Genomic DNA, 26,919 nt, shown 5'->3' with positions numbered 1-26,919 from the left:
CACACCCGATATTCGCCGGGTTCGTGCAGGTCAGCGGGTACCGGGTGTCCGCAACCTGAGATGATGCTCCCGATACGCGGGAGGCACGCGGTAACGTGCTGGCAACCTGCACTATTCGGCGCGGAGTGGGAGGATCCCGCTCCGCGTCACGTCGTTCAGGGGCATTGGCAGTACGTCTGTCCGGCTGAGATTGGCGGCCGCCGCCGCATTGCCGTGACCCGATAGGAGGGAACTGGGCATGTTCCGCAAGGTGCTCGTCGCTAACCGTGGCGAGATTGCCATTCGCGCCTTCCGCGCCGGCTACGAGCTTGGCGCGGGTACGGTGGCCGTCTTTCCACACGAGGACCGCAACTCGTTGCATCGGCTCAAAGCCGATGAGGCGTACGAGATCGGCGAAGCCGGCCATCCGGTCCGCGCGTATCTCTCGGTGGACGAGATCGTCGCCGCGGCGCGCAGGGCAGGCGCGGACGCGGTCTATCCCGGTTACGGCTTCCTTTCGGAGAACCCGGAGCTGGCGCGCGCCTGTGAGCAAGCGGGGATCACGTTCGTCGGCCCGCGTACCGAGATCCTCGAGCTGACCGGAAACAAGGCGCGAGCGGTCGCGGCCGCGCGGGACGCCGGTATCCCGGTGCTGCGCTCCTCCAGTCCATCGTCTGATGTGGAGGAACTGCTTGCCGCCGCGGAGGACATCGGGTTCCCGGTGTTCGTGAAGGCGGTGGCCGGTGGCGGTGGCAGGGGGATGCGCCGGGTAACCGAGCGGAGCGCGCTGCGCGAGTCGATCGAGGCCGCGATGCGCGAAGCCGAGTCCGCGTTCGGCGATCCCACCGTGTTCCTCGAGCAGGCGGTGGTTGATCCTCGGCATATCGAGGTGCAGATCCTCGCCGACGGCAACGGCAATGTGATCCACCTGTACGAGCGGGACTGTTCGGTGCAGCGGCGGCACCAGAAGGTCGTGGAGATCGCGCCAGCACCCAATCTCGATCCGGAGCTACGCGAGCGGATCTGCGCGGACGCGGTGGCCTTCGCGCGCAAGATCGGCTACCGCAACGCCGGCACCGTCGAGTTCCTGCTGGACCGCCGTGGTCAGCACGTGTTCATCGAGATGAACCCGCGAATCCAGGTGGAGCACACGGTTACCGAGGAGGTGACCGATGTGGACCTGGTGCAGTCGCAGCTGCGGATCGCTTCAGGGGAATCGCTTGACCAGCTCGGGCTGACCCAGGACAAGATCTACCTGCGCGGCGCCGCCTTGCAGTGCCGTATCACCACCGAGGATCCGGCGAACGGGTTCCGCCCGGACACCGGCATGATCAGCGCGTATCGCTCGCCGGGCGGTTCGGGTATCCGACTGGACGGCGGCACCGCTTTCGCGGGTACCGAGATCAGCGCGCATTTCGACTCGATGCTGGTCAAACTGAGCTGCCGGGGGCGGGATTTCGGCACCGCGGTCGCCAGGGCACGCCGTGCCGTCGCGGAGTTCCGGATTCGTGGCGTGGCCACGAACATCCCGTTCCTGCAGGCCGTGCTGGACGATCCGAGCTTTCGCGCCGGCGAGATCACCACGGCGTTCATCGAAGAGCGGCCGCATCTGCTTACCGCGCGCCATTCCGCGGATCGCGGTACCCGGTTGCTCACCTACCTCGCGGACATCACGGTGAACCGGCCGCACGGCGAGCGGCCACGGTTGGCCAATCCGGCAAGCAAACTACGGGCGATCGAACCCGATGCCCAGCCGCCGGCCGGTTCCAAACAGAAACTCACCGAACTCGGCCCGGAGGGATTCGCCGCCTGGCTGCGGGCAAGTGACACGCTCGGGGTCACCGATACGACCTTCCGCGACGCGCACCAGTCACTGCTCGCGACCAGGGTGCGGACGAAGGATCTCGCCGCGGTCGCGCCGCAGGTGGCGCACACCCTTCCCGGGTTGCTTTCCGTGGAGTGCTGGGGTGGCGCGACCTACGATGTGGCGCTCCGGTTCCTGCTCGAGGACCCGTGGGAGCGGCTGGCCGCCCTTCGTTCCGCGATGCCGAACCTGTGTTTGCAGATGCTGCTTCGTGGTCGCAATACCGTTGGCTACACGCCCTACCCGGAGAAGGTGACGCAGGCTTTCGTCGAGGAGGCGACCGCCACCGGGATCGACATCTTCCGGATCTTCGACGCGCTGAACGACATCGAGCAGATGCGCCCCGCGATCGCGGCGGTAAGGGAAACCGGCAGCGCGGTCGCCGAGGTCGCACTGTGCTACACCGCCGATCTGTCCGATCCGGCCGAGAAGCTGTACACACTGGACTACTACCTGAAGCTGGCCGAGCAGATCGTGAACGCCGGCGCGCATGTGCTTGCCATCAAGGATATGGCCGGCCTGCTCAGGGCGCCCGCGGCGGCAACGCTGGTTTCCGCCTTGCGTAAGGAATTCGACCTCCCGGTACACCTGCACACGCATGACACGGCTGGCGGGCAGCTGGCCACCTACCTCGCGGCCGCGCAGGCCGGGGTGGACGCGGTGGACGGCGCGGTCGCATCGATGGCCGGCACCACCTCGCAGCCTTCGCTTTCCGCGATCGTCGCGGCGACCGACCACGGCCCGCGCCCGACCGGGCTGGACCTCGGCGCGGTCGGTGATCTCGAGCCGTACTGGGAGATGGTGCGCAAGGTGTACGCGCCGTTCGAATCGGGGCTCGCCGCGCCGACCGGTCGGGTGTATCACCACGAGATCCCCGGCGGCCAGCTGTCCAATCTGCGCACCCAGGCAGTCGCGCTCGGACTTGGTGACCGGTTCGAGGACATCGAGGCGATGTACGCCGCCGCGGACCGGATGCTCGGCAGGCTGGTGAAGGTGACGCCGTCCTCGAAGGTGGTTGGCGACCTCGCATTGCATCTGGTCGGTGCGGGCGTCACGCCGGCGGACTTCGAAGCGGATCCCGGCAAGTTCGATATCCCTGACTCGGTGATCGGCTTCCTGCGCGGCGAGCTGGGTGATCCGCCGGGTGGCTGGCCGGAGCCGTTCCGCAGCAAGGCTTTGCAAGGACGCTCGGAGCCGAAACCCATCCAACAGCTGTCCGAAGAGGACGAAGTAGGGCTGCGCGACGAGCGCCGCCGCACGCTCAACCGGCTGCTCTTCCCCGGGCCGACAAGGGAGTACGAGGCGCACCGGGAAGCCTACGGCGACACCAGTGTGCTGGCGAGCAAGGACTTCTTCTACGGGCTGCGCCCGGGTGAGGAGTACGCCGTCGACCTCGAGCCCGGTGTCCGGCTGCTGATCGAGCTGGAGGCGATCGGCGAGGCCGACGAGCGCGGGATGCGGCTGGTGATGTCGACGTTGAATGGCCAGCTGCGTCCGATGCATGTGCGCGATCATTCGGTTGCCTCGGATCTGCCGGTCGCGGAGAAGGCGGACCGCACCAAGCAGGGCCACGTGGCCGCGCCGTTCGCGGGCGTGGTCACGCTCGCGGTCAGCGAGGGCGAGACGGTTTCCGCGGGCGCGACGGTAGCCACGATCGAGGCGATGAAGATGGAAGCGGCGATCACCGCGCAGGTGGGCGGCACCGTCCAGCGGCTCGCGATCAATACCGTGCAGCAGGTGGAGGGCGGCGACCTACTCGTCGTGGTTTCCTGACTAGTTTCCGGTGTCCCGTGCGGAGTAGTCCTCGCGGGACACCGGCAGGAGGCTAGGCCTTCAGCCAGGTCTGTTCCGAGCAGATGACGGTCAGCCGCTGGGTCGCCCTGGTCAGCGCGACATACAGCGCACGAGGGCCGGTCGTGGTTTCGGTGATCAGCTCGGTCGGTTCGACGACCACGACCGCGTCGTACTCCAGGCCCTTCGCTTCGAGGCTGCCGACGACCCGCAACCGGTCGTCAGAGATCGCGGCTACCCACTTCTCGGCGTCCGGTACCCGATCCATCGCGGTGATCACGCCAACCGTGCCGTCCACTTCGGCGAGATGTTCGCGCGCGGCCTCGACGGTGCGCGCGGCGAACTCCGCCGGCCGGACGAGTTCGCAGCGCGGCTCGACCTCGGTGCTGCGGACCGCGTTCGGTAGTTCGTCGGGCGTGGCGATATCCCGTACCACCCTGGCGGCGAACGCGAAGATCTCCGCGGAGTTCCGGTAGTTCGTCCGCAGCGCGAACCGCCGGCGTTTGGTGCTCGCACCGAATGCCGACTCCCTGGCCTGGGCCGCCTCGGTTTCGTCCGGCCAGGAGCTCTGTACCGGGTCGCCGACGACCGTCCAGCTCGCGTACCTGCCGCGCCTGCCGACCATCCGCCACTGCATCGGCGAGAGGTCCTGCGCCTCGTCCACCACGATATGCGAGTACTCGTCGTAGTTCGCTGGTCGGCCACCGGCAGCCGGTTCCTCCGGCGCGTTCAGCGGACTCTGCTGGCCACGGCGTCTTCGTTTCGGTGGCGGGCCAAGCAGCACCCGCAGTTCGTCGAGCAGTGCGATATCGGCGACCGAAGGTCCCCTGCCTGGTTCGTCGAAGGCCTGCCGGAAGGAATCCGCGAGCGCGTTGATCTCCGCTCCGGTGAACGCCTTGCCGGCGGCCGAGGCCAGGTTCTTACGGTCGGACAACCAGGTGAGCACCTGCTCCGGCGTGAGGATCTGCCACCAGGTCACCAGGAACCGGTGGAAGTCGATCCGCTCGCCGAGATCGGTGATCAGCTGCTCGCGTTTCGGCGCGAACCTGTCGTCCACATACGACTCCGCCTTGTCCCACAGCGCCTCGAGCAGGATCTCGGCCGCCCGTACTCGGGACCGGTTCGGCTGCGTGATCTTGCTGTGGATCCGTTTACGAACCTTGGCCAGCTCGGTCGCATCGAGCTTGAGGACTTCCCCCGCGTAGACGATGCGCATCTCGGTTGGCGCGTCCGGCGGCGCGGCACGCAGCGCGCGTTTGAGTACCCTGCGCATCCGCAGCGATCCCTTCAGCGCGGCGAGCGAAGCCGGATCGTGCCGGGTGCTGCTACTGCCATCCAGTACCTCGCCGAGTGAGCGCAGCTCCACATTGGTCTCCCCCATCGAGGGGAGTACCCGGGAGATGTAGTCGGTGAACACCGGCGAAGGCCCGATCACCAGCACTCCGGCGCCGCCGAGCTGCCTGCGATTGCGGTAGAGCAGGTAGGCCGCTCGGTGCAGCGCCACGGCGGTCTTGCCGGTGCCAGGGCCCCCGGTGATCTCCGTGACGCCCCGCCACGGCGCGCGGATCGCCTCGTCCTGCTCGCGCTGGATCGTCGCGACGATATCCCGCATCTTCTCGCCGCGGGCCTTGCCGAGCGCGGCCATCAGCGCGCCCTCGCCAACGACCCGCATATCGTCCGGTACGGATGACGGGATCAACACATCGTCGTCCACGTCCTGCACCTTGGCCGCGGTACACCGGATCACCCTGCGCCGCACCACATCCATCGGTTCCTCGGGGCGGGCCTGGTAGAACGGGGCGGCCGCGGGGGCGCGCCAGTCGGTGACCAGGTTGTTGAACTCGGCATCACGTACCCCGAGCCTGCCGACGTAGGTGGTTTCCCGCTGGATGTCGTCCAGCCTGCCGAACACCAGACCCTCGTACTCCGAGTCGAGTGCCTGCAGTAGCTGGTTGGCGTGGAACACCATCATGTCCCGCTCGAAGAGCATGCTCGCCTGCTCGAACACGGCCTCGTTCGTGGCGCCGTGGCCCATCTCGTAGCCTCGGTCCCGCATTGCTTCGGCTTGGCCGCGCAGTTGGTCGAGACGCTCGTATACGCGGCTGACTTGCCGCTGTTCGATGGCGATCTCGGCGTCCCGCGCCGAGGGGTGCGGGGTGTCCTGTGACACGTATGGGCTCCAGTGGGGTTCGCGAAGCGGTCTTACGCGTTGCGAGGCGAAACTAGAAAGATACCGGGAACGTGCGAAGTCCCGGTGAGCGGCCGGCGCACGGCGTTCGCCGAGACGGCGGCGGGATCGGGAGGGAATGCGGGCGTGACCAGGATCGTGGCGGGCAGTGCCGGCGGCCGCAGGCTCGCGGTGCCGCCGCGGGGTACCCGACCGACCGCGGACCGGGTACGTGAAGCGCTGTTCAGCGCCCTGGAATCGGCGGTGGAACTGCCCGGCGCGCGGGTGCTTGACCTCTACGCCGGTTCGGGTGCGCTCGGTCTCGAAGCGCTTTCCAGGGGAGCCGAGGTCGTCTGGTGCGTGGAGGCCGATCGGCGGGCCGGCGAGGTAGTTCGCCGCAATATCGCCAGCGTCGGCTTGCCTGGCGTGCGATTGTGCCCCGTCCCCGTCCGCACGCTGCTTGCCTCGTCGCCGGAGGAGCCGTTCGACGTCGTGCTGCTTGATCCGCCCTACGCGGAGCCGGTGCGTGAGGTGGCCACGGTGCTTACCGAACTGGTGAGTGCGGGCTGGACCGAGCCTGGCTCGGTGGTCGTTGTTGAGCGGGCCAGCCAGGACGAGGAGATCCCATGGCCAGCACCGTTGTCCGGCTGGCGGAGTAAGCGCTACGGCGAAACCACCCTGCATTGGGCCAGGCACGACTGACGTGAGCACACCCGGGTGATGACCGCCACGGCTACGCCGGTGTGGGCGAAATCGCTGATAACGTCCCGATCCATGCGGCGCGCGGTTTATCCAGGTTCCTATGACCCGGTTACCAACGGCCATCTGGATGTCATCAGACGGGCCTCCAAGCTGTTTGACGAGCTGGTGGTCGCGGTCATGATCAACAAGAACAAGCGCAGCCTGTTCAGTGTCGAGGAACGCATCGACCTGCTCAAGCAGGCCACCGCGGATCTGCCGAACGTGCGGATGGACTCCTGGCATGGCCTGCTCGTCGATTACTGCAGGGACCAGGGGATCGCCGCGATCGTGAAGGGGCTGCGCGCGGTGAGCGACTTCGACTACGAGCTGCAGATGGCGCAGATGAACCAGCAGCTTTCCGGGGTGGAAACCCTGTTCATGTCGCCGAACCCGCTCTACAGCTACCTGTCCAGCTCGCTGGTCAAGGAAGTGGCGACCTACGGCGGCGATGTCGCGCATCTGGTGCCGGCGAACGTGAACGACCAGTTGGTCAAGCGGCTGGCCGAAACCTGAGGCGGGCGCTTCCGGTCATCCCGGATTCACTCCGAGGACTGCCGTTACTCACTAACAAGAGTTACGGTACGAAAATGAGTAACATCACATCGCGCATGGGGCGAATCGCGTTAGCGCTGCTCATCGCCGTTCTCGGCGCCTTCGGTTTCGTGGGTGTCGGTACCGCCGAGCAGCCGAGCCCATCCGTGGTCAGCCAGGCGGTCGAATGTGGGGACACCAGTGGCTTCGAGGAAGTCACGCTCTCCAGCCTGCCCCAGGAAGCCACGGATACCGTTGAGCTGATCAAGAGCGACGGCCCGTTCCCGTACCCGGAGGACGGCACCGTCTTCCAGAACCGCGAGGGCCTACTGCCGGACTGCGACCAGGGTTATTACCACGAGTACACGGTCGATACGCCGGGTAGTCCGGATCGCGGTGCCCGGCGCATCGTCACCGGCTCGGATGGCGAGTACTTCTACACCGAGGATCACTACGCGAGTTTTGTCCTGGTGAACATCAACTCCTAGCTGGCGTGTCGCAACCCCGTTTCTCGCGGGAAGCGGGGTTGCACAACGCCTGTACGCGGACACGCCGAGCGGATACCGCATCCGCTGGTTCGCGCACGTGGCGCGGCAGAATCTTGGGGGGATTTGTACGGGCTGCGCGCAAGGAGTTGACGTGTACCGCGTGTTCGAGGCACTCGATGAACTCGTCACGATCACCGAGGAAGCTCGTGGCCTGCCGATGACGGCAAGCTGCGTAGTGCCACGCGGGGACGTACTCGAGTTGCTTGACGATATCCGCGATGCCCTGCCGAACGAGGTCGATGACGCGCAGGACGTGCTGGACAAGCGCGACGAGATCCTGGGCAATGCCCGACACGAGGCCGAGCAGTCCACGAGTAAGGCGAACGCCGAGGCCGAGCGTGCGGTACAGGACGCGAGCACCGAGGCCGAACGCCTGGTTTCCGAGGCTCGCGCGCGTGCCGAACAGCTGGTCTCCGATGCGCAGGCCGAGGCCGACCAGCTCAGGGCACGTGGCCGCGCCGAGTACGACGAGATGGTCGGCAGGGCGCATTCGGAAGCCGAGCGGATGACCGCCGCCGGCCAGGACTCCTACACCCGATCGGTCGAAGACGGCCGGATGGAGCAGGCGCGGCTGGTGTCCCAGACCGAGGTGGTGCACGCGGCCAACGCCGAGGCGACCAGGATCGTGGACGCCGCGCATGTCGAGGCCTCCCGCCAGCGCGATGAATGTGATTCCTACGTCGACGACAAGCTGGCCGAGTTCGAGGATCTGCTCACGCAGACCCTGCGCACGGTAGGCAACGGGCGGACCAACCTGCGTGGAACCGTGAACGGGTTGCCGAGCAGCAGCATGTTCCCTTACGACTACCAGAGCTGACGCGGCCAGGGCTGACGGCCAGCGGCGAGTGGGCCCCGACTCGGCGATTTTTCCTCACCGAGCAGTCGGCGTACCCTCGGTGGTCGTGCGTCGCCCGGCGCAGTTGACCATCCCGTCGTCGAATACACGAGTACTCACCAATGCCTGACAATCGGCCGGACAACCATGACCAACCGGCGCGCCCCTCGGCGAACAGTCCCTGGGTGCTGGACACCCGTGAGCTCGGGCGCCGGCCGGGGATTAGCAAGCACCTACGCCGCTCGATGCCGGTCACCACGGCGCTCGGTGTCCCAGGAGTGATCACCGTGCCGGCCGAGGCCGAGGTCGACGTGGACATCCTGCTCGAATCGGTGGTCGAAGGAGTGCTGGCCTCCGGCACGGCGAGCGTCGTCGCGGATGGCCAGTGCGGCCGTTGCCTCGATCCGCTCACCGAGAACGTGCGAGTCGAGATCACCGAGCTGTTCGCTTACCCGGACAGCACCACCGAGGAGACCACTGACGAGGACGAGGTCAGCAGGCTGGTCGATGATCTGCTCGATCTTGAGCCGGTGATCCGCGATGCGATCGTGCTTGGCTTGCCACAGGTACCGCTGTGCACTCCGGACTGTGCTGGACTGTGCGCGCAGTGTGGTGTTAAGTGGGCCGAACTCGAGCCCGGTCACGGGCATGAGACGATAGATCCTCGCTGGGCCGCGTTGGTCGAGCGGTTCGGTCAGGGCCGCGATAGTCAAGAGTGATGCTCAGCTAGCTGAGATGGGCTGATGTCAACTTTGCCGGCCAACCAAATGGCCAGTTGAGCTGCCCGAAGTTAGGAGACCTGCGCCGGTCCAATGGCCGGCGTAGCCACGCGTAGTGACTAAGGAGAAGTCGTGGCCGTCCCGAAGTTCAAGAAGTCACGTTCGAACACGCGCTCCCGTCGTTCGCAGTGGAAGGCCGCGGTCCCGCAGCTGCAGCCGTGCTCGAACCGGGCCTGCCGCCAGCCGAAGCCGCCGCACGTCACTTGCCCCAGCTGTGGTCAGTACAGCGGTCGGCAGGTCGTTGCGGCGAGCAACTGACTGACGAACAAGGAATACCCGTTACATGGGGGGTAGAGACGCGGCGGACGGACCGGTTAACGGCGAGTCGCTGATTGCGGCGCTCGGGGTCAGTTTGGATCCCGAGCTGCTGACGCTTGCCTTGACGCATCGGTCGTACGCCTACGAAAACGGGGGGTTGCAGCCGAACGAGCGGCTCGAGTTCCTTGGCGACGCGGTACTCGGTCTGGTGATTACCGATCACCTGTACCGGGAGCACCCGGATCTGCCGGAGGGCCAGCTCGCCAAGCTGCGGGCCAGCGTCGTCAATATGCATGCGCTTGCTGGCGTATCCCGAGGGCTGGGCGCGGATGGCGGACTTGGCGCGCATCTGCTGCTCGGTAAGGGCGAGGAACTGACCGGCGGGCGGAACAAGCCGAGCATCCTGGCCGATGGGCTGGAGGCCGTGATCGGTGCGGTGTATCTGCAGCACGGCATCGATACCGCGCGGGATCTCGTGCACCGGTTGTTCGCCACGCTGCTCGCCGAGGCGCCACGGCGGGGTGCCGGGCTGGACTGGAAGACCAGCCTGCAGGAGTTGACCGCATCGGAAGGGCTAGGCGTCCCCGAGTACCAGGTCGACGATCAGGGGCCGGATCACCGCAAGGAGTTCACCGCCACGGTGCTCATCGGTGGGAAGCCGTATGGGCAGGGCGAGGGCACCACGAAGAAGGAAGCGGAACAGCGTGCGGCCGAGACCGCATGGCGGATCCTTTCCGACAAGCTCGGTGACTAATGCCCCAGCTGACTGATGCCCAGATGACTGATGCCCCAGATGACTAATGCCTGAGCTCCCCGAGGTCGAAGTCGTACGGCGCGGTGTGGAGCAGCACACGGTTGGCCGCACGATCAGCTCGGTTGAGGTGTTGCACCCGCGAGCCGTGCGCCGGCATGTTCCCGGGCCGGCCGATCTTGCCGCGCGGCTGATCGGGCGGACCGTGCTCGCCGCGCGGCGCAGGGGAAAGTACCTCTGGCTCGAGCTCTCTGATGCCGAATCCGATGTGGTCGATGGTGATGGCGCGGCACTGATCGTCCATCTGGGAATGAGCGGGCAGCTGCTGGTGCAGCCGGCCGAGGTCGCCGACGAGAAACATCTGCGCGTCCGGTTCGGGTTCACCGACGGCGGCGCCCAGTTGCGGTTCGTGGACCAGCGCACCTTCGGCGGCCTCGCGTTCGCCGACTCGGTGCTAGTGGACGGAACCTCACTTCCCCTGCCGATCGCGCATATCGCCAGGGATCCGGTGGATCCCGCGTTCGACGCCAGGCTGGTCGGCAGGGCGCTGCGTAATCGGCATACCGAGGTGAAACGCGCACTGCTGGACCAGAGCCTGGTCTCCGGGATCGGCAATATCTATGCGGATGAGGCGCTCTGGCGGGCGAAACTGCACGGCGGCAGGGCGACCGAGAAGCTGACCGCCGCGCACTGCACGCGGCTGTTCACCGCGGTTGGCGAGGTACTTGCCGAGGCGCTTGCCGCCGGCGGTACATCCTTCGACGCGTTGTATGTCAACGTGAACGGTGAATCGGGCTACTTCTCTCGCTCGCTTTCGGTGTATGGCAGGGCCGATGAGCCGTGCCCGCGATGCGGCAGCCCGATCCGGCGCGAGTCCTTCATGAACCGCTCCTCGTACTCCTGCCCACGGTGCCAGCGCCGGCCCCGCTAACCTTGAAGCTTGTGGGGCCGTCGCTGGCCGGCGTGATCCTGGGAAAACCGTGCCGAGCGCGCTTTGGCCGCGCCCAGCCACCGCAAGATCCCTAAAGATTGCGGTCAGGTGTAACCCGCTTACCGCGCCCCTCACCAACGTTTTCTCTTCAGAACGCGGTCATACGAGGTCACTGAACACGGAGTCGGTGATGATGCGCCGTCCTTCGGGCGCGGAGATCGTGCCGGCTAGTACGTTCACGGTGAGGCCGTCGGCAAGCGCGAGCACCTGGCTGGCCCGGCGCTCGGCATCCTCGGCGAGCCCTGCGGTGGCCCCGATCAGGGTGACCAGCGCGGAGCGCAACCGCTCCCAAATATCGCGGTACACCGCACCGATTTCCGGGTCGGTGAGCGCACGGGCGGAAAAGGCCACCCAGACGCGGGCGGTGTCGTCGTCGGGACCAGCGGGGACGAGCAGGCTCAGCAAGGCGCCGAGCTTGCCCGGTTCGTCGCTGACCGATTCCGCCTGCCGGAAGCGCTCGGCGGATCGCTGCGCGACGGTCCGCATCGCGGCGCGCAGCAGCGCCGCCTTGGTGGGAAAGTGATACTGCACCGCGCCAATGGACACATCTGCTCGGTTGGCCACCGTGCGAATACTCAGTCCGTCCAAGCCCGATTCCGAGATCACGGCGATGACGTGATCCGTCAGGGCGTCAGCGGCGGTCGCGGGCATGGTACTGATCGTAGAGTCGCTTGGCACGCATGGCCGTGTTGACCAGTGCCGTCCCCGGCTCCGTGCGGCCGTCCTGCTGACCACGGCCACTGACCACGGCGACGCACAGCACGAGAACGCCCAGGCCGAGCAGCGCGAATTCGGCGATCTCGACCAGGATTCCGACGATCTCAGTAGCGCCCTCGCTGTCTGGGCCGAAGTCGAAGTGTACGAACGCGAGCGCGGACCCAACTATCGCGAGCGGGATCCCGAGGGCCAGCCAGCCGGTCGGGGCTGGCTCGCCACGCCGGCCGGACAACGCGCCAACCACCAGCAGCCCGACGCTGATGACGAGCAGGCCAAGTCGGATCATGGCCCAGCTCTCCATGTTGCGCAGCAGCTGCTCACCCGAGCTGGTGCCACCGCTAAAGAGGGATAGGCGCGGACCGGCGAACCCGACGAGGGATGCGATCGCCGCCATGAGCGCACCAGCGATTCCCCATACGACGCCCGTCATCGCGCGTCGCCGGTAGATCAGCAGCACGACGATTCCCACGATCGGAGCCAGTACTCCGATTATTTCCAGTACCCGAAACATTCCACCCCTCCTGACCATACGAACGTATGGCAGGTTACCATACGTTCGTATGGCTGCTCGCGAAATCTCTGAGTGAAGCGCTTCGCGACCACACGATCGCCCCGAGCGTGATGCTCCAAAGCCAGGTGAGCGCGGTGAACGGCACGATCACGGCAAAGTTCACGATCAGTGCGCCGAACAGCCAGCCGACCCCGGCAACCAGGCCGGCCCAGCCCAGCCAGGACGGGAGTCCGGGTGCTCGCGTGATGAGGCCGGCGGCGAGTGCGATCGAGGCGCCGAGCATCGCTTGTGCCGTGAAGGCCGTGCTGCCAAGCAGGATCAAGATGGTCTCGGCCCGTTCGAGGATGGCCGCCTGGTTGGCGCCGTCGGCGAAGTACTGCTCGGCGGCGGCGCTGAGGCCAAAGGCGTGGATGCTGAAGTAGACCGCGAATACCGCTGCGGCCGCGGTGAACACCACGGTCATGGTCCTCCGCAACCCTGTGGCCGCGGGGGCGAGCAGGGGCGCGAGGGCGGCGAATGAGCCGGCCCAGATCAGGACGGCGGCGATGTTCGCCAGGTGTGCGAGTCGCCAGGACGGGCGATCCGCGACGTATCGCAGGGCGTCGGGCGCGGACTCGATTGGCGGGTTGCCGTGCAGCGCCGACGGCAGGATGTAGAGCAGCGTGCCGAGGATCAGCGCGCTCGCCGCCCAGGTGAATGTCGAACGCCGTGGTGTGGCGGGTGAGAACGAGCGGTCAGGCATGGTCTCCCAACTCCTTGAGGAAGGCTAGTTGTAAGAATACTAGTCATAAAATGACTAGTGTGTAAAATGAGATCATGTCCGCTCGTGCCGCAGCTTCGTCCCGGTCCTCGTTGACGCTGGTCGTCCTCGCCCTGCTCTTCGAGTCGCCGATGCATCCGTACCGGATGCAGAAGCTGATCAAGGAGCGCGGCCAGGACAAGCTGGTGAACGTCAAGAGTCGGCAGAGCATCCAGCAGACCGTCGAGCGGCTGGAGCGCGATGGACTCGTCGCATCCTCGGGCAGCACTCAATCTGGCCGATATCCGCAGCGCACGATCTACACGTTGACCAAGGACGGGCGCGCGGAGTTGATGGGCAGCCTGCACCGCAGGCTGGCGCAACCGGCGGACGAGTACCCACTGTTCCCTGCGGCACTGGCCTTTCTCGCCGTTACCACGCCCGAAGCCGCGGCCGAGTTGTTGACCGAAAGGCACTCCCGGCTCGCCTCCGAGCTAGCCGACTTGCGCGAAGCCACGGCAGCCGCATCGACCAGCCTGTCCAGGGTATTCCTGATCGAGAATGACTACGCCATCGCGATCAAGGAGGCCGAGCTGAACTGGCTTGCTCGCACGATCGCCGCGCTCAACTCCGGTGAGCTCAGCTGGAACACCCAGGAACTCATCGAGGCCCAACCGCAAGATCCCTAAAGAACGCGAACACGGGGTGTTGCCGGGAACACAGCGGTGTCAGGCGCGCATCAAGACCACGATCGACGGCGTCAAGGACATATCAAGCATCCACCCGATCGACTGATCCACTTTCATGCTCATGTGCAGTCGAGCCGCCGTAGGGGCGGCTCCCGCACTTCGAAGTTGGAGTGGCGAGCGATGGCCGATCTGGCCTTTGTTGTCTTGTTGATCGCGGGTTTTCTCGTACTGGCCCTGACTATCCGAGCATTGCGGCGGCTATGAACGGGATCGCTACCGGACTGCCGGCAAATATCGTCGCCGGCGTGCTCGCCCTGCTGGTACTTGGCTACCTGTTCGCCGTACTACTGCGCCCGGACCGGTTCTGATGGCGGGGTTCGCACAGGTCGGCGTGCTCGTGCTCGCGCTGGCCCTGATCTACCGGCCATTTGGCGGATACCTGGCCAAGGTGTACTCGAGCCCGAAGCACACTCGACTCGAGCGCGGCCTGTACCGGTTGTTCCGCTTGGACCCCGACGCGGAGCAGCGCTGGACCGGCTACGCCGTGGGCGTGCTCGGGTTCTCGGCCGTCTCGATCGTGTTCCTCTACGCGCTGCAACGACTGCAAGCCGTGCTACCGCTGGATTTCGATCGGGGTGCGGTCCCGCCGGCGATGGCGTTCAACACCGCGGTCAGCTTCGTGACGAACACGAACTGGCAGTCCTATTCGGGCGAGCAGGCGCTCGGCCACACCGTGCAACTTGCCGGCCTCACCGTGCAGAACTTCGCCTCCGCCGCCGTGGGCATAGCGGTGGCGATCGTGCTGCTGCGCGGGTTCACCAGGGCGAGCGCAGACCGGCTCGGCAATTTCTGGGTGGACCTCACCCGAGGCGTGCTGCGCGTACTACTGCCCATCTCGGCCGTATTCGCGGTCCTGCTGGTCAGCCTCGGCGTGGTGCAGAGCCTCGCCGCCGGCGTCGATGTGACCAATGTGGATGGTTCGACGAGCTCGATTGCGTTGGCGCCAGCGGCCAGCCAGGAGGTGATCAAGGAGCTGGGTACCAACGGCGGAGGCATCTTCAATGCCAACTCCGCGCATCCGTTCGAGAACCCGAACGGATGGACGAACCTGATCGAGACCTTCCTGCTACTCGCTATCCCGGTTTCGCTGACCCGCACCGCGGGTTTACTGCTGGGCAGCAAGAAACACGGCTACGTACTGCTGTCCGTGATGGCCACACTCTGGGCCGGCCTCCTGGCGATCACCTGGTGGGCCGAAACCCATACCGGCGGCGCGGCGAGCGCGCTGGCTGGCGCCAATATGGAAGGCAAGGAAGTCAGATTCGGCATCCCCGCATCCGCGCTGTGGGCGGCGAGTACCACCGGCACCTCGACCGGCGCGGTGAACGCCATGCACGACAGCTTCAGCGGGCTCGGTGGCGGCGGTGCGCTGCTCGGCATGTTGCTCGGCGAGGTCGCACCAGGCGGGGTTGGTTCTGGCCTGTACGGCCTGCTGATCCTGGCGATCATCGCGATGTTCCTCGCTGGCCTCATGGTTGGCCGCACACCGGAATATCTCGGCAAGAAGTTGGGCAAACGCGAAGTCACCTGCGCCACCTTCGCCGTGCTCGCCATGCCCACCGTGGTGTTGCTTGGTACCGGAATCGCCATGCTGGTTCCCGGTACCAGAGACGCGTTGACGAACAACGGTCCACATGGGCTTGCCGAAGTGCTCTACGCCTACACCTCGGCCGGCAACAACAACGGGAGCGCGTTCGCCGGGCTGACGGTAACCAGCGACTGGTTCCAGGCGAGCCTGGGGATGGCCATGCTGCTCGGCCGGTTTATCCCGATCATCGCCGTACTGTGCCTTGCCGGCTCGCTTGCGGCGCAACGCCGCGTGCCGGAAACCGCGGGCACTCTCCCCGTCACTGGCCCGCTGTTTGCCAGCCTGCTGACCGGCACGGTGGTGCTGGTCGCGGCGCTGACCTTCCTACCCGCTCTTTCCCTTGGTCCAATCGCGGAGGCACTGGCATGACCCGCACTATCCGGCGCGCACCCGAGCCCGCAGCGCCGGCCGATCTCCGGAAGCCGGCGCCAACCGGGCGAATCGCGGCCGGCGCGTTTCATCCCCGGCAACTGCTTGCCGCCGTGCCACTGGCGCTACGCAAGCTGAATCCGCGGCACCAGCTGGCCAATCCCGTCCTCTTCGTGGTCTGGCTTGGCTCTGTACTGGTCACCGCGCTCGCGGTGCTCGAGCCGACGGTGTTCGCGATCCTGGTGGCGGGCTGGCTCTGGTTCACCGTGCTGTTCGCCAACCTGGCCGAAGCGGTCGCCGAAGGGCGCGGTAAGGCGCAGGCGGAAACCTTGCGGCGGACGAAAACGGAGACCGTGGCCCGCCGGATCCCGTCGGACGGTGCGCATCCCGAACCGGTCGGGGCCGCCGAGCTTGCCGTCGGCGACCTGGTGATCGTCGAGGCTGGTGCGGTGATCCCGGCCGACGGTGATGTGGTCGAAGGGATCGCAACGGTTGACGAGTCGGCGATCACCGGCGAATCCGCCCCGGTGATCAGGGAATCGGGTGGCGACCGATGCGCGGTGACCGGCGGCACCACCGTGCTTTCCGACCGGATCGTGGTGCGCGTGCACAGCCGGCCAGGGGAGTCGTTTGTGGACCGGATGATCGCGCTGGTAGAAGGTTCCGCGCGGCAGAAGACCCCGAACGAGACGGCGCTGAGCATCCTGCTTTCCACGCTGACGATCATCTTCCTGCTCGCGGTGGTCGCCCTACAGCCGATGGCGGCCTTCTCCGGCGGCACCCTTTCCGTGGTGGTGTTGATCGCGCTGCTGGTCTGCCTGATCCCGACCACGATCGGCGCCCTGCTCTCGGCGATCGGCATCGCCGGCATGGACCGGCTGGTGCAGCGCAACGTACTGGCCAGTTCCGGGCGAGCGGTGGAAGCCGCTGGTGATGTCAGCACGCTGCTACTGGACAAGACCGGCACCATCACCTTCGGCAACCGGCAGGCGACGCGGCTGTGGCCATGCGGTTCGGCCACAGTGGACGAGCTTGCCGAGGCGGCACGGTTGGCGAGCCTCGCCGATGACACTCCGGAAGGGCGCAGCATCGTCGCGCTGTGCGCGGACGAGTACGGGCTCGCGAACCAGCCTGGCAACGTCGAGCACGGGGAGTTCGTCGAGTTCAGCGCGCGGACCAGGATGAGTGGGCTGGACCTGGCCGACCGGCGGATTCGCAAGGGGGCCAGCAGCGCCTTACGCGACTGGGTCACCAGCCACGGAGGCGAGTTTCCCAGTGCGGTGGCCGAGATCGTCGACCAGGTCAGCGCCCAAGGCGCGACTCCACTGGTTTGCGCGGAGCTGCGTGCTGGCACCGCGCGAGTTCTCGGCGTCGTCCAACTATCCGATGTGGTCAAACCGGGGATGCGGGAACGCTTCGCGGAATTGCGTGAGATGGGCATCCGTACCGTGATGATCACCGGCGACAACCGGGTTACCGCCTCGGTTATCGCCGAACAGGCCGGTGTCGACGACTACCTGGCCGAGGCAACCCCGGAGGACAAGCTGCGGCTGATCCGCGCGGAGCAGGAAGGCGGCCGGCTCGTCGCGATGACCGGCGACGGCACCAATGACGCGCCCGCACTGGCACAAGCCGATGTTGGCGTCGCGATGAACACCGGCACCATGGCGGCAAAGGAAGCCGGAAACATGGTCGATCTCGACTCTGATCCGACCAAACTGATCGAGATCGTCCGGATCGGCAAACAACTGCTGATCACCAGGGGCGCGTTGACCACCTTCAGCATCGCGAACGACCTGGCCAAGTACTTCGCGATCCTGCCGGCCATGTTCGTGGCGATCTATCCACAGCTGGACGGGTTGAACATCATGCGGTTGGCCTCGCCGGACTCGGCGATCCTCTCCGCCGTGGTGTTCAACGCGCTGGTGATCGTCGCGCTGATCCCGCTCGCCTTGCGCGGCGTGCGGTACCGCCCGGTCGGGGCGGCCAAACTGTTGCGCCGGAACCTGCTGCTGTACGGGCTCGGCGGCATCGTGACGCCGTTCGTGGGTATCTGGCTGATCGACCTTGTTGTCCGGTTCGTTCATGGATTGGGGTGAGTGGTGATGTTGCGTGGCGTGCTCGCCCAGTGCGCTACGGCGGTGCGGGTACTGCTCGTGCTGACCGTACTGACCGGGCTGGTCTACCCGCTCGGCGTCTGGGCCGTGGCCAGACTGCCGGGATTACAGGACAAGGCGGAGGGCTCGGTGATCGAACGGGATGGCCGCCCGGTCGGCTCGGCACTGATCGGCATCGACCCGGTGGCCAAGGACCCCAAGCGCGACCCGTGGTTTCACACCCGGCCGTCGGCCAGCGCGGACGGACCGCTCGGGCCGGCCGACCCACGGGTTTCCGGCGGTTCGAACGCCGGCACGAGTAACCCGGAACTGCTCACCGACGTCCGCGCGCGCCGTGCCGCGATCGCCGAGCGGGAATCCGTCCCGGCGGCACGGGTACCCGCGGACGCGGTGACCGCATCCGCCTCCGGGCTCGACCCACACATCAGCCCGGCCTACGCGGCGTTGCAGGTGCCCAGGGTCGCGCGGGCAACCGGGTTGCCAGCGGCACAGGTGGGCCAGCTGGTCGCCGAGCACACCAGCGGCCGCGCGCTCGGCATGCTCGGCGAACCGGTGGTGCACGTCCTTGAGCTCAACCTGGATGTGCGGCGGCTCGCACCCGCCGGGGCGAGCTAGTCTCGCGGTAGTACGACCGTCGAGCGTGCGCGAGGCTGGTGAGTAGGGAGCACCATGGACAACGTGGGGCAGGTGGCTGAGGAAGGTAAGCCGCGCCGAGGGCAGTTGCGTATCTACCTCGGCGCGGCGCCGGGCGTGGGCAAGACCTACGCGATGCTCGGCGAGGCGCGCCGGCGGGCCGACCGGGGCACCGATGTGGTGGTCGGTCTGGTGGAAACCTATGGCCGGGTCAAGACCGCGGCGATGCTGGACGGGCTGGCGGCCGTGCCGGTAGCGCGGCTGAGCTACCGGGGACAGGAATTCGCCGAGCTGGATACCGACGCGGTACTCGCCCGCGCGCCGGAGGTCGTCGTCGTGGACGAGCTCGCGCATACCAATGTGCCGGGTTCCCGGAACGTGAAGCGCTGGCAGGACATCGAGGAACTACTCGAAGCCGGGATCACCGTGCTGTCCACTGTGAACGTTCAGCATCTGGAGAGCCTGAACGACGTGGTCGAGCGGATCACCGGGATCAGGCAACGGGAGACCGTGCCCGACGAGGTCGTCCGCAACGCCGAACAGGTCGAGCTGGTGGACATCACGCCGGAAGCGCTGCGCAGGCGGCTGGCGCACGGCAACGTCTACCCGGCGAGCAAGATCGACGCCGCGCTCAGCAACTACTTTCGGGCCGGCAACCTCACCGCGCTCCGCGAACTCGCCCTGCTCTGGGTCGCCGATCAGGTGGATGTGGCGCTACAGCGCTACCGCCAGGAAAAACACATCACCGATACCTGGGAGGCACGCGAGCGGGTGGTCGTGGCCATCACCGGCGGCCCGGAAAGTGAAACCCTGATCCGCAGGGGGAGCCGGATCGCTACCCGGGCCGGCGGCGAACTGCTTGTGCTGCACGTGCTGCGCGGCGATGGACTCGCTGGCGTGCGCCCGCAGACGGGGTTGAAGCTGCGCAAGCTCGCGGACGATGTCGGGGCCAGCTTTCACACCGTCGTCGGCGAGGACGTACCGACCGCGCTGCTGGACTTCGCCCGCGGCGCGAACGCGACCCAGCTGGTACTCGGCACCTCGCGCCGCTCCCGGTTCGCCCGCCTCTTCGACGAGGGCATCGGCGCGAGCGTGGTACAGCGTTCCGGCCCGATCGACGTGCATATGGTCACCCATGCGGAATCCGGCAGCCGGCTACGGCAGTTGCTGGTCAGTAGGGGGCTGGCGCGGACGCGGACCCTGCTCGCCTGGTTGCTCGCGGTACTGCTGCCGGCGGCGACGACCTACGCCGGCGCTACGGCGGACCTCATCCTGTCCACTGACGTGGTCGGTTACTTCCTCAGCGTCATTGTCGTGGTGTTGATCGGCGGGCTGTGGCCGGCGCTGTTCGCCGCGGCGTGCAGCGTGTTCGCCCTGACCTACTTCTTTACCTCGCCGTACCAGGACGTTGGGATCGACTCCCGGCAGGACGTCGTGACCGTCGTCGCGATGCTCATCGCCGCGGTCACCGTCGCGCTGGTGGTGGATCGTGCGTCGCATCGCGCGCGGCAAGCCGCGAACGCCAGGACTGAGGCGGCGTTGCTCGCTTCCTACGCGCGGACCGTGCTCACCTACGAGCAGCCGGTTGACCGCCTGCTCGAGCAGGTACGGGAGAACTTCGCGCTGGACGCGGTCAGCTTGCTGGAACGGTGGGACGGCCACTGGCGTCAGGTGGCGGCCGCGGGGACGGCGCCGTGTACGAATCCGGACGACGCCGATGTGGACGTTCCGGTGACCGCCGAGGTGCGGCTGGCGCTGTCCGGGCGACCGTTGCCCGCCGAAGACCGGAGGGTGCTCGAGGCGGCCGCCGGTCAAGCGTTGCTAGCCCTGCGCCAGCAGCGGATGGCGGCCGAGGCAGCGGAAGCCAAACGGCAGGCCGAGGCGACCGAACTGCGTACCGCCCTGCTTTCCGCGGTTGGGCACGATCTGCGTACCCCGCTTACCTCGATCAAGGCCGCGGTTGGCAGCCTGCGCGACACCGAACTCTCGCTCTCCGCGCAGGACACCGACGATCTACTCGCGACGGTCGAGGAGTCGGCTGACCATCTCTCCGGGCTGGTGGACAACCTGCTCGATTCGTCGAGGCTGGCTACCGGAACGGTGCGTACCCAGCTGCGCGCGGTTGGTTTCGACGATGTCGTCTCCCGTGCTTTGTCTAGTGTGGATGGTGCGCGGGCAGTGGTGGTCGATGTGGACGATCGGTTGCCCGCGGTACTCGCCGATCCTGGCCTGCTCGAGCGGGTAATCGCCAACGTGGTGGACAACGCGTTGCGACACGGCAGCGGTATGGGGGTTGATCCGGTGTCGGTGCGGGCGAGTGAGTACGCGCACCACGTCGAGCTGCGGGTGGCCGACCACGGTAAGGGACTGCCCAAGGATGCGGCGGATTCCGCCTTCGCCCCGTTTCAGCGGCTCGGCGACCGCAACGCGACAGCCGGAGTCGGACTCGGGCTGTCCGTGGCGAAGGGCTTCACCGAGGCGATGGGCGGCACGATTCGTGCCGAGGACACCCCGGGGGGCGGCCTGACGATCGTGATTTCCTTACCAGCAGAGGAGAAATCGGTGACAAGGGAGCGAGCGTGACGACCACGGTGCTCGTGGTGGATGACGAGCCACATATCGTCCGCGCCTTGCGGATCAATCTCTCCGCGCGCGGATACCACGTGGTGAGCGCACATGACGGGGCCAGTGCGCTGCGTGCGGCCGCGGAGACCAAACCGGACGTAGTGGTGCTCGATCTCGGCCTGCCGGATATCGATGGCAGCGAAGTGATCGCCGGGTTGCGCGGGTGGAGCAGCATTCCGATCATCGTGCTGTCCGCGCGGGGTGATTCGGCGGACAAGGTGGTCGCGCTGGACGCGGGCGCGGACGACTATGTCACCAAGCCGTTCGGGATGGATGAACTGCTCGCCAGGCTACGCGCGGCGGTGCGGCGTTCGGCGACGGTGAGTTCCACGCCCGCTGATCCGGTGATCACCACGGATGCCTTCAGCATCGACCTGGCGGCGAAAAAGGTGCAACGCGACGGGGTTGAGGTGCACCTGACGAAAACCGAATGGGCGATGCTGGAAGTGCTGGTGCGCAACCAGGGACGGCTGGTCGCGCAGAAGCAGTTACTGCACGACGTGTGGGGTCCCGCCTATGACGGGGAATACCACTACCTCAGGGTCTACATGGCACAGTTGCGCCGGAAGCTGGAGTGCGAGCCCTCCCGGCCGGTGCACTTCATCACCGAACCGGGTATGGGCTATCGCTTCGAGGTCTGAGCTCGTGTCCTGAGTCAGCGCGGCGTCACGCTGGATGACGACGTGTCCGAGGACGGCGGTACGTCCGATGTGGACGACGGGGGCGGTTGGCTGGACGAGGGCGGCGGTTCACTCGAGGACGGTGGCGGTTCGCTCGAGGACGGCGGTGGCTCGGATGTCGGGTCGCCGTCCGGCGGCGGCGTACCGGGCGGCGGGTTCTGCGGACCGCCTGGCTCGGTGCCGGGGCCGCCCGGCCGTGCGGGATCCGCCGCACCGCCCCCATTGCCCGTTCTGTCCGCCGCGTCCTGTTGTTCGCGAGGCGGGACCGTCGTGGTCGTCTGCTTGCCGTCCGGGCCAGTGAGCACCACCGTTTCCGGCGCGGCGCCGGGGCCGCCGCGGCCATCCCGCGCGGTGACGTTCCGGGCGTCCGGGTCTTCCGTCGTTACGGTGTATTCGGTGCCACCTGGACGGTTCGGGCCGGGCGGTTGGGCTTGCGAATCGGTGCCGTTCGCCAGCGTCGCGATCGAGGCGAACGCGGTGGCGATGACCAGGCCGCTCGCCGCGAGCATGGCGATGCCGCTGCGTGGCGAGTTGGTCGGCGGCGCGGAGGAACCGGTGGCGGTCGAATCGCTGGGGTCGGACATGCCGTCTCCTTGTTCAGCGCCCGGTGCGTAGAGCAATGCCATCTGGGTCGGGGATTCGGGGATGATGACACCCGGACACGGCCGGCAAAGTTACCACTTCTGGCTGGCCTTCGGTAAAGGGCTACCACAACTTGGTTACACACTGTTAGAAGCTTGTTCTCCCGGGTGCCTCGGTTGGTGGTAGGGCACCATGGGCGCGTGAGTGATCCGCAGGAGCACGCTCGATTGCAGGCGTGGGTGCACGGGCAGGTACAGGGTGTCGGTTTTCGCTGGTGGACGCGGTCCCGAGGGTTGGAACTCGGCCTGGTCGGTAGCGCTCGAAACCTGCCGGATGGCCGGGTCGAGGTGATCGCGGAAGGCGCGCGGGCACGGTGCGAACAACTGTTGGCAGCGCTGCGCTCGGGCGACTCACCCGGGCGAGTGGACCTGGTCGTCGATCGCTGGCTACCTGCTCGCGGTGGGCTCACCGGCTTCGTCGAGCGGTAGTGCGGCGGCGCGGGGCCCTGTCCCACCTGGGTGCGTGTGGTCTGTTGCACGTCATCCGGCCTGTCGCGCGCGTGCGGTGTGAACCCGCGGGTAGGCTTGCTCGGATCAAGCCCGCGCAGGGCACTTGTAGCCGTCGCCGATTGCGCAGCACCGATCGGCCCAGGAGGACTCAGCCTCGTGCACTTGAAGAGCCTGACGCTGAAGGGATTCAAGTCCTTCGCTTCGGCCACCACGCTCCGTTTCGAGCCGGGTATTACCTGTGTGGTCGGTCCGAACGGGTCCGGAAAGTCCAATGTGCTGGACGCGCTGCGTTGGGTGATGGGCACCCAGGGTGCCAAGGACCTGCGCGGCGGCAAGATGGAAGACGTCATCTTCGCCGGCACCGCGGGGCGTGCCCCGCTCGGCCGTGCCGAGGTCGCGCTGACCATCGACAACTCGGACGGCGCGCTGCCGATCGACTACACCGAGGTCTCCATCACCCGCCGGATGTTCCGGGACGGCGCCAGCGAGTACGAGATCAACGGCAACGGCTGCCGGCTGATGGATGTCCAGGAGTTGCTTTCCGATTCGGGTATCGGTCGGGAAATGCATGTGATCGTTGGGCAGGGACAGCTCAGTCAGATCCTGGAGTCCAAGCCGGAGGGTCGCAGGGCCTTCATCGAAGAAGCCGCCGGTGTGCTGAAACACCGCAAGCGCAAGGAAAAGGCGCTGCGGAAGCTGGATGCGATGCAGGCCAACCTGGCCAGGCTCACCGACCTCACCGGGGAACTGCGCCGCCAGCTCAAGCCGCTTGGCAAACAGGCGGAAATCGCCCGTAAAGCACAGGTCGTGCAGTCCGAACTACGGGATGCGCGGCTTCGGCTGCTCGCCGACGACCTGCAGACGAGGCGCAGGGATCTGGCCAAGGAAGAGGCCGACGAATCGGCCGCGCGGGCCCGCCGCGCCGAGGTCGAGCAGGCACTGCAACAGGCGCAGGCGATGCAGAACGAACTCGAGGCACAGCTTGCCGCGGACGCGCCTCGGCTGAACACCGCGCAGGACACCTGGTACCGGCTCTCCGCGCTTGCCGAGCGGCTACGCGGCACCGTGCGGCTGGCCGTGGAACGCCAGCGGCATCTTTCCGCGGAAGTCGAGACCACCACCGGGGAGCGCGATCCCGATGAGCTGCTTGCCGAGGCGGAAGAGGTCGCCGAGCAGGAGGCGGAGCTCGACGAGGCGGTCGAGCAGGCCCGCGGCACGCTCAGCGAGGTGCTCAATCACCGCGCGGAGCTGGAACAGCGGCTGAAATCGGCCGAGCAGGAACATATGGCCGCGGTGCGGGCGATCGCGGACCGCAGGGAGGGCGTCGCCAAGCTGAGCGGCCAGGTCGAGGCGTTGCGTAGCAAGACGAGCGCCGCCGCCGAGGAGATCGAGCGGTTGAGCGAGGCGCTGGCCGAATCCACCGAGCGGGCCGAACAGGCCAATGGTGACCTCGCCGACGCGCGCGATGAGACCGGTGCCGAGGACTCGGGCGATCAGGAGCTGCGCGACTGGCTCGAGCAGGCAACCACGGCCGCGAAAACCGCCGAGGCCAGGGTCACCGAACTGGTGGCGGCCGAGCGTGCCACCGAACGCGATATCGCCTCGGAGCAGGCGCGGGTGGACGCGCTTTCCATGGGACTGAACCGCAAGGACGGCGCGGGCGCGCTGCTTGCCGAGGCTGAGCGACTGCCCGGCTTACTCGGCTCGGTGGCCGCCGTGCTGACCGTGGACGCGGGGGCCGAGGTCGCGCTGGCCGCCGCACTCGGGCCGGTGGCCGACGCGGTTGCCGTGGCCAGTGGCGCGGATGCGGTAACCGCGCTCGAACTGTTGCGGGACGCGGATTCTGGCCGTGCCGGGCTGCTGCTCGGCGATGCCGTACCGACCGTACATCCAGGTAGCTGGCCGGGCTTGCCGGCGGGTGCGCGCTGGGCACGCGAACTGGTGCGCGCGCCGGAAGCGTTGCGGCCAGCCGTGGATCGTGCCCTTGACCGGGTCGCGGTGGTCGCCGACCTGGCCGCCGCGCGGCAACTGGTCACCGAGTTGCCCGAGGTGCGCGCGGTCACCTCGGATGGCGAGGTTTTCGGCACCGACTGGGTCGTCGGTGGTTCGGGGCGCAGTGAAAGCGTGATCGAGGTACAGGCCGCCGTGGACGAAGCCAGGCAGCGACTCGATACCGCGAAGTACACCCTGGAGCGGACTGCCGCCGAGCTGGAAGGCGCCCGTGCCGAATCGGCGGCAAGGGCGAACGACGTGCAGCAGGCGAAAGACGCGCTCGGCGAGGCAAAGGTCCGTAAGGCGCGCTCCACCGAACGACTGTCCTCATTGGAGCAAGCGGCCCGCTCGGCGAGCGCGGAAGTGCAGCGGCTGCACGAGCAGCGTACGAAGTTGGAGGCGACGCGAGCCGAGTCGCTTGACCGGCTGGCCGAGCTGGAGGAGCGGCTGTCCGTGGCCAGCGAGGAGTCCGAGGTCGAGGATCCGGACACCTCGATCCGCGATGAGCTTTCCGCCGAGCTGACCGACGTGCGCCAGCAGGAGATGGACGGCCGGCTGGCGCTGCGCACCGCTGAGGAGCGAGCCCGCGCGATCGCGGGTAAGGCCGACCAGCTGCGGCGTACCGCGCAGGCCGAGCGGCAGGCGCGGGAGCGGGCCGAGCAGGCGCGGATCGCTCGGGCGCGTGGCGCGGCGGTGGCTTCGGCCGTGGTCAACGGTGGCGAAACCGCGCTGGAGCGGATCGAGGTCTCGTTGCGTTCGGCGGTTGCCGAGCGGGATGCCGCCAAGGCCGAACAGGAACAGCGCGAGGGGGCGCTGACCCAGGTACGCAACAAGGTGCGCGAGCTCGGCGGCGAGTTGGAAAAGCTGACCGACGCGGTACATCGCGACGAGGTGCAGCGCGCCGAGCAGCGGTTGCGGATCGAGCAGCTGGAAGCCAAGGTCGTCGACGAGTTCGGCATGGCGCCGGATGACCTGCTCGCGGAGTACGGGCCGGATGTGGAGATCCCGCCGACCGAGCTGGAGATGACCGAGTACGAGGCGGCGAAGGAGCGCGGCGAGGAAGTGACCCGCCCGCAGCCGTTGCGGTTCGACCGAGCGGCGCAGGAGCGTAGGGCGAAGCGTGCCGAGCGGGATCTGGCGCAGCTCGGCAAGGTCAACCCGTTGGCACTCGAGGAGTTCGCCGCGCTCGAGGAGCGGTACAAGTTCCTCTCCACTCAGCTCGAGGACCTCAAGGCGACCCGGCGCGATCTGCTCACCGTGGTCAAAGAGGTGGACGACAAGATCCTCGAGGTGTTCAGCACGGCCTACGAGGATGTCGCGCGCGAGTTCGAGGTCGTGTTCAGCGCGCTGTTCCCCGGCGGCGAGGGGCGGCTGGTGCTGACCGAGCCGGAGGACCTGCTGACCACTGGGGTGGATGTGGAGGCCCGGCCGCCTGGCAAGAAGGTGAAGCGGCTTTCGCTGCTCTCTGGTGGCGAGAAGTCCCTGGTCGCGGTGGCCATGCTGGTGGCGATCTTCCGTGCCCGGCCTTCGCCGTTCTACGTGCTTGACGAGGTCGAGGCCGCGCTGGATGACACCAATATGCGCCGCCTGATCGGCTTGCTCGAGCAGCTGCGGGGTACCTCGCAGCTGATCATCATCACGCACCAGAAGCCGACCATGGAGATCGCGGACGCGCTGTACGGCGTGAGCATGCAGGGCGACGGGATCAGCAAGGTCATCTCGCAACGGATGCGTTCGCAGGACCAGGAGATCGAACAGGTCGCCGAGCCGGACCCCGAGCCCGCCCCAGCCTGAAACCCCGCCTAAACCCGCAAGATCCCTAAAGATTGCGATTCCGGGGCACCGGCGACCACGACATACTCGCTAACCTTCG

The 26,919-nt window shown here is 67.1% G+C and carries 23 protein-coding genes; 18 read left to right on the top strand and 5 right to left on the bottom strand.

Going from position 1 to position 26,919, the window contains the following annotated elements; genetic code table 11:
* The first annotated feature begins 238 nt into the window (after positions 1-238).
* Positions 239-3,616: a pyruvate carboxylase gene (locus EV191_RS16155; protein WP_132877878.1), complete on the top strand. Its 3,378-nt coding sequence runs from the start codon at positions 239-241 to the stop codon at positions 3,614-3,616.
* 52 nt (positions 3,617-3,668) lie between these two features.
* Here the strand turns inward: EV191_RS16155 and EV191_RS16150 are convergent, their stop codons facing one another.
* Positions 3,669-5,804 carry a HelD family protein gene (locus EV191_RS16150; protein ID WP_243658985.1) on the bottom strand — a complete coding sequence of 712 codons (2,136 nt, stop codon included), beginning with the start codon at positions 5,802-5,804 and terminating at the stop codon, positions 3,669-3,671.
* A 144-nt stretch (positions 5,805-5,948) separates the two neighbouring features.
* On the opposite strand from EV191_RS16150, the gene rsmD reads away from it, so the two are divergent.
* The 8 genes from rsmD (at position 5,949) to mutM (ending at position 11,175) form a co-directional block, all read left to right on the top strand.
* The gene (rsmD, locus tag EV191_RS16145; protein ID WP_132877877.1) at positions 5,949-6,503 is read left to right on the top strand and encodes a 16S rRNA (guanine(966)-N(2))-methyltransferase RsmD; all 555 of its coding nucleotides are present in this window, start codon (positions 5,949-5,951) and stop codon (positions 6,501-6,503) included.
* A gap of 72 nt (positions 6,504-6,575) precedes the next feature.
* On the top strand, positions 6,576-7,055 hold the full coding sequence (gene coaD / locus EV191_RS16140; protein ID WP_132877876.1) for a pantetheine-phosphate adenylyltransferase: 480 nt from the start codon (positions 6,576-6,578) through the stop codon (positions 7,053-7,055).
* Positions 7,056-7,129: 74 nt separating this feature from the next.
* Positions 7,130-7,561: a guanyl-specific ribonuclease gene (locus EV191_RS16135; RefSeq protein ID WP_132877875.1), complete on the top strand. Its 432-nt coding sequence runs from the start codon at positions 7,130-7,132 to the stop codon at positions 7,559-7,561.
* Positions 7,562-7,712: 151 nt separating this feature from the next.
* Positions 7,713-8,438, top strand: coding sequence for a DivIVA domain-containing protein (locus EV191_RS16130; RefSeq protein WP_132877874.1), 726 nt, complete (start codon positions 7,713-7,715; stop codon positions 8,436-8,438).
* A gap of 140 nt (positions 8,439-8,578) precedes the next feature.
* Positions 8,579-9,175: a YceD family protein gene (locus EV191_RS16125; protein WP_132877873.1), complete on the top strand. Its 597-nt coding sequence runs from the start codon at positions 8,579-8,581 to the stop codon at positions 9,173-9,175.
* Between the two features lie 132 nt (positions 9,176-9,307).
* A complete protein-coding gene (gene rpmF / locus EV191_RS16120) occupies positions 9,308-9,493 on the top strand; it encodes a 50S ribosomal protein L32 (RefSeq protein WP_132877872.1) in 186 nt (61 codons plus the stop codon).
* Between the two features lie 25 nt (positions 9,494-9,518).
* On the top strand, positions 9,519-10,247 hold the full coding sequence (gene rnc, locus EV191_RS16115; protein ID WP_132877871.1) for a ribonuclease III: 729 nt from the start codon (positions 9,519-9,521) through the stop codon (positions 10,245-10,247).
* A 46-nt stretch (positions 10,248-10,293) separates the two neighbouring features.
* The gene (mutM, locus tag EV191_RS16110) at positions 10,294-11,175 is read left to right on the top strand and encodes a bifunctional DNA-formamidopyrimidine glycosylase/DNA-(apurinic or apyrimidinic site) lyase (RefSeq protein ID WP_132877870.1); all 882 of its coding nucleotides are present in this window, start codon (positions 10,294-10,296) and stop codon (positions 11,173-11,175) included.
* A 159-nt stretch (positions 11,176-11,334) separates the two neighbouring features.
* On the opposite strand, the gene EV191_RS16105 is transcribed toward mutM, so the two are convergent.
* From EV191_RS16105 to EV191_RS16095, 3 genes are read right to left on the bottom strand one after another with little or no spacing between them, the layout of a single operon-like run.
* Positions 11,335-11,886 carry a TetR/AcrR family transcriptional regulator gene (locus EV191_RS16105; protein WP_132877869.1) on the bottom strand — a complete coding sequence of 184 codons (552 nt, stop codon included), beginning with the start codon at positions 11,884-11,886 and terminating at the stop codon, positions 11,335-11,337.
* Positions 11,867-12,463 carry a hypothetical protein gene (locus EV191_RS16100; protein ID WP_132877868.1) on the bottom strand — a complete coding sequence of 199 codons (597 nt, stop codon included), beginning with the start codon at positions 12,461-12,463 and terminating at the stop codon, positions 11,867-11,869. The genes EV191_RS16105 and EV191_RS16100 overlap by 20 nt, the downstream gene beginning before the upstream one ends.
* A 34-nt stretch (positions 12,464-12,497) precedes the next feature.
* Entirely contained in the window at positions 12,498-13,205 is a 708-nt protein-coding gene (locus tag EV191_RS16095; protein WP_132877867.1) for a DUF4386 family protein, read from the bottom strand.
* A 74-nt stretch (positions 13,206-13,279) separates the two neighbouring features.
* Between EV191_RS16095 and EV191_RS16090 the strand changes: the two genes are divergently transcribed.
* The 7 genes from EV191_RS16090 to EV191_RS16060 all read left to right on the top strand — a co-directional run bounded on the left by EV191_RS16090 (position 13,280) and on the right by EV191_RS16060 (position 21,924).
* Complete coding sequence (locus tag EV191_RS16090; protein WP_132877866.1) at positions 13,280-13,891, top strand: PadR family transcriptional regulator; 612 nt, start codon at positions 13,280-13,282, stop codon at positions 13,889-13,891.
* Positions 13,892-14,151: 260 nt separating this feature from the next.
* The gene (gene kdpF, locus EV191_RS16085) at positions 14,152-14,259 is read left to right on the top strand and encodes a K(+)-transporting ATPase subunit F (RefSeq protein ID WP_132877865.1); all 108 of its coding nucleotides are present in this window, start codon (positions 14,152-14,154) and stop codon (positions 14,257-14,259) included.
* Positions 14,259-15,908, top strand: coding sequence for a potassium-transporting ATPase subunit KdpA (gene kdpA / locus EV191_RS16080; RefSeq protein ID WP_132877864.1), 1,650 nt, complete (start codon positions 14,259-14,261; stop codon positions 15,906-15,908). Before kdpF ends, kdpA begins: the two co-directional genes overlap by 1 nt.
* Complete coding sequence (kdpB, locus tag EV191_RS16075; RefSeq protein ID WP_132877863.1) at positions 15,905-18,007, top strand: potassium-transporting ATPase subunit KdpB; 2,103 nt, start codon at positions 15,905-15,907, stop codon at positions 18,005-18,007. The genes kdpA and kdpB overlap by 4 nt, the downstream gene beginning before the upstream one ends.
* Positions 18,008-18,013: 6 nt before the next feature.
* A complete protein-coding gene (gene kdpC / locus EV191_RS16070) occupies positions 18,014-18,640 on the top strand; it encodes a potassium-transporting ATPase subunit KdpC (RefSeq protein ID WP_132877969.1) in 627 nt (208 codons plus the stop codon).
* 54 nt (positions 18,641-18,694) lie between these two features.
* Positions 18,695-21,241 (top strand): ATP-binding protein, encoded by a 2,547-nt coding sequence (locus tag EV191_RS16065; RefSeq protein WP_132877862.1) that lies wholly within the window; start codon positions 18,695-18,697, stop codon positions 21,239-21,241.
* Positions 21,217-21,924 carry a response regulator gene (locus tag EV191_RS16060; protein ID WP_424565473.1) on the top strand — a complete coding sequence of 236 codons (708 nt, stop codon included), beginning with the start codon at positions 21,217-21,219 and terminating at the stop codon, positions 21,922-21,924. The genes EV191_RS16065 and EV191_RS16060 overlap by 25 nt, the downstream gene beginning before the upstream one ends.
* Positions 21,925-21,938: 14 nt before the next feature.
* Here the strand turns inward: EV191_RS16060 and EV191_RS16055 are convergent, their stop codons facing one another.
* Positions 21,939-22,547, bottom strand: coding sequence for a hypothetical protein (locus tag EV191_RS16055; protein ID WP_132877860.1), 609 nt, complete (start codon positions 22,545-22,547; stop codon positions 21,939-21,941).
* Between the two features lie 198 nt (positions 22,548-22,745).
* On the opposite strand from EV191_RS16055, the gene EV191_RS16050 reads away from it, so the two are divergent.
* Both EV191_RS16050 and smc read left to right on the top strand, forming a co-directional pair.
* Positions 22,746-23,033, top strand: coding sequence for an acylphosphatase (locus tag EV191_RS16050; protein ID WP_132877859.1), 288 nt, complete (start codon positions 22,746-22,748; stop codon positions 23,031-23,033).
* 177 nt (positions 23,034-23,210) lie between these two features.
* Positions 23,211-26,840, top strand: a complete 3,630-nt coding sequence (gene smc, locus EV191_RS16045) for a chromosome segregation protein SMC (RefSeq protein ID WP_132877858.1) — start codon at positions 23,211-23,213, stop codon at positions 26,838-26,840.
* The last annotated feature ends 79 nt before the right edge of the window (positions 26,841-26,919 follow it).

The organism is Tamaricihabitans halophyticus (assembly GCF_004340875.1).
Lineage (GTDB): Bacteria > Actinomycetota > Actinomycetes > Mycobacteriales > Pseudonocardiaceae > Tamaricihabitans > Tamaricihabitans halophyticus.
Note: the sequence above shows the minus strand (reverse complement) of the source record. Positions and strands in the feature narration are given on the sequence as shown.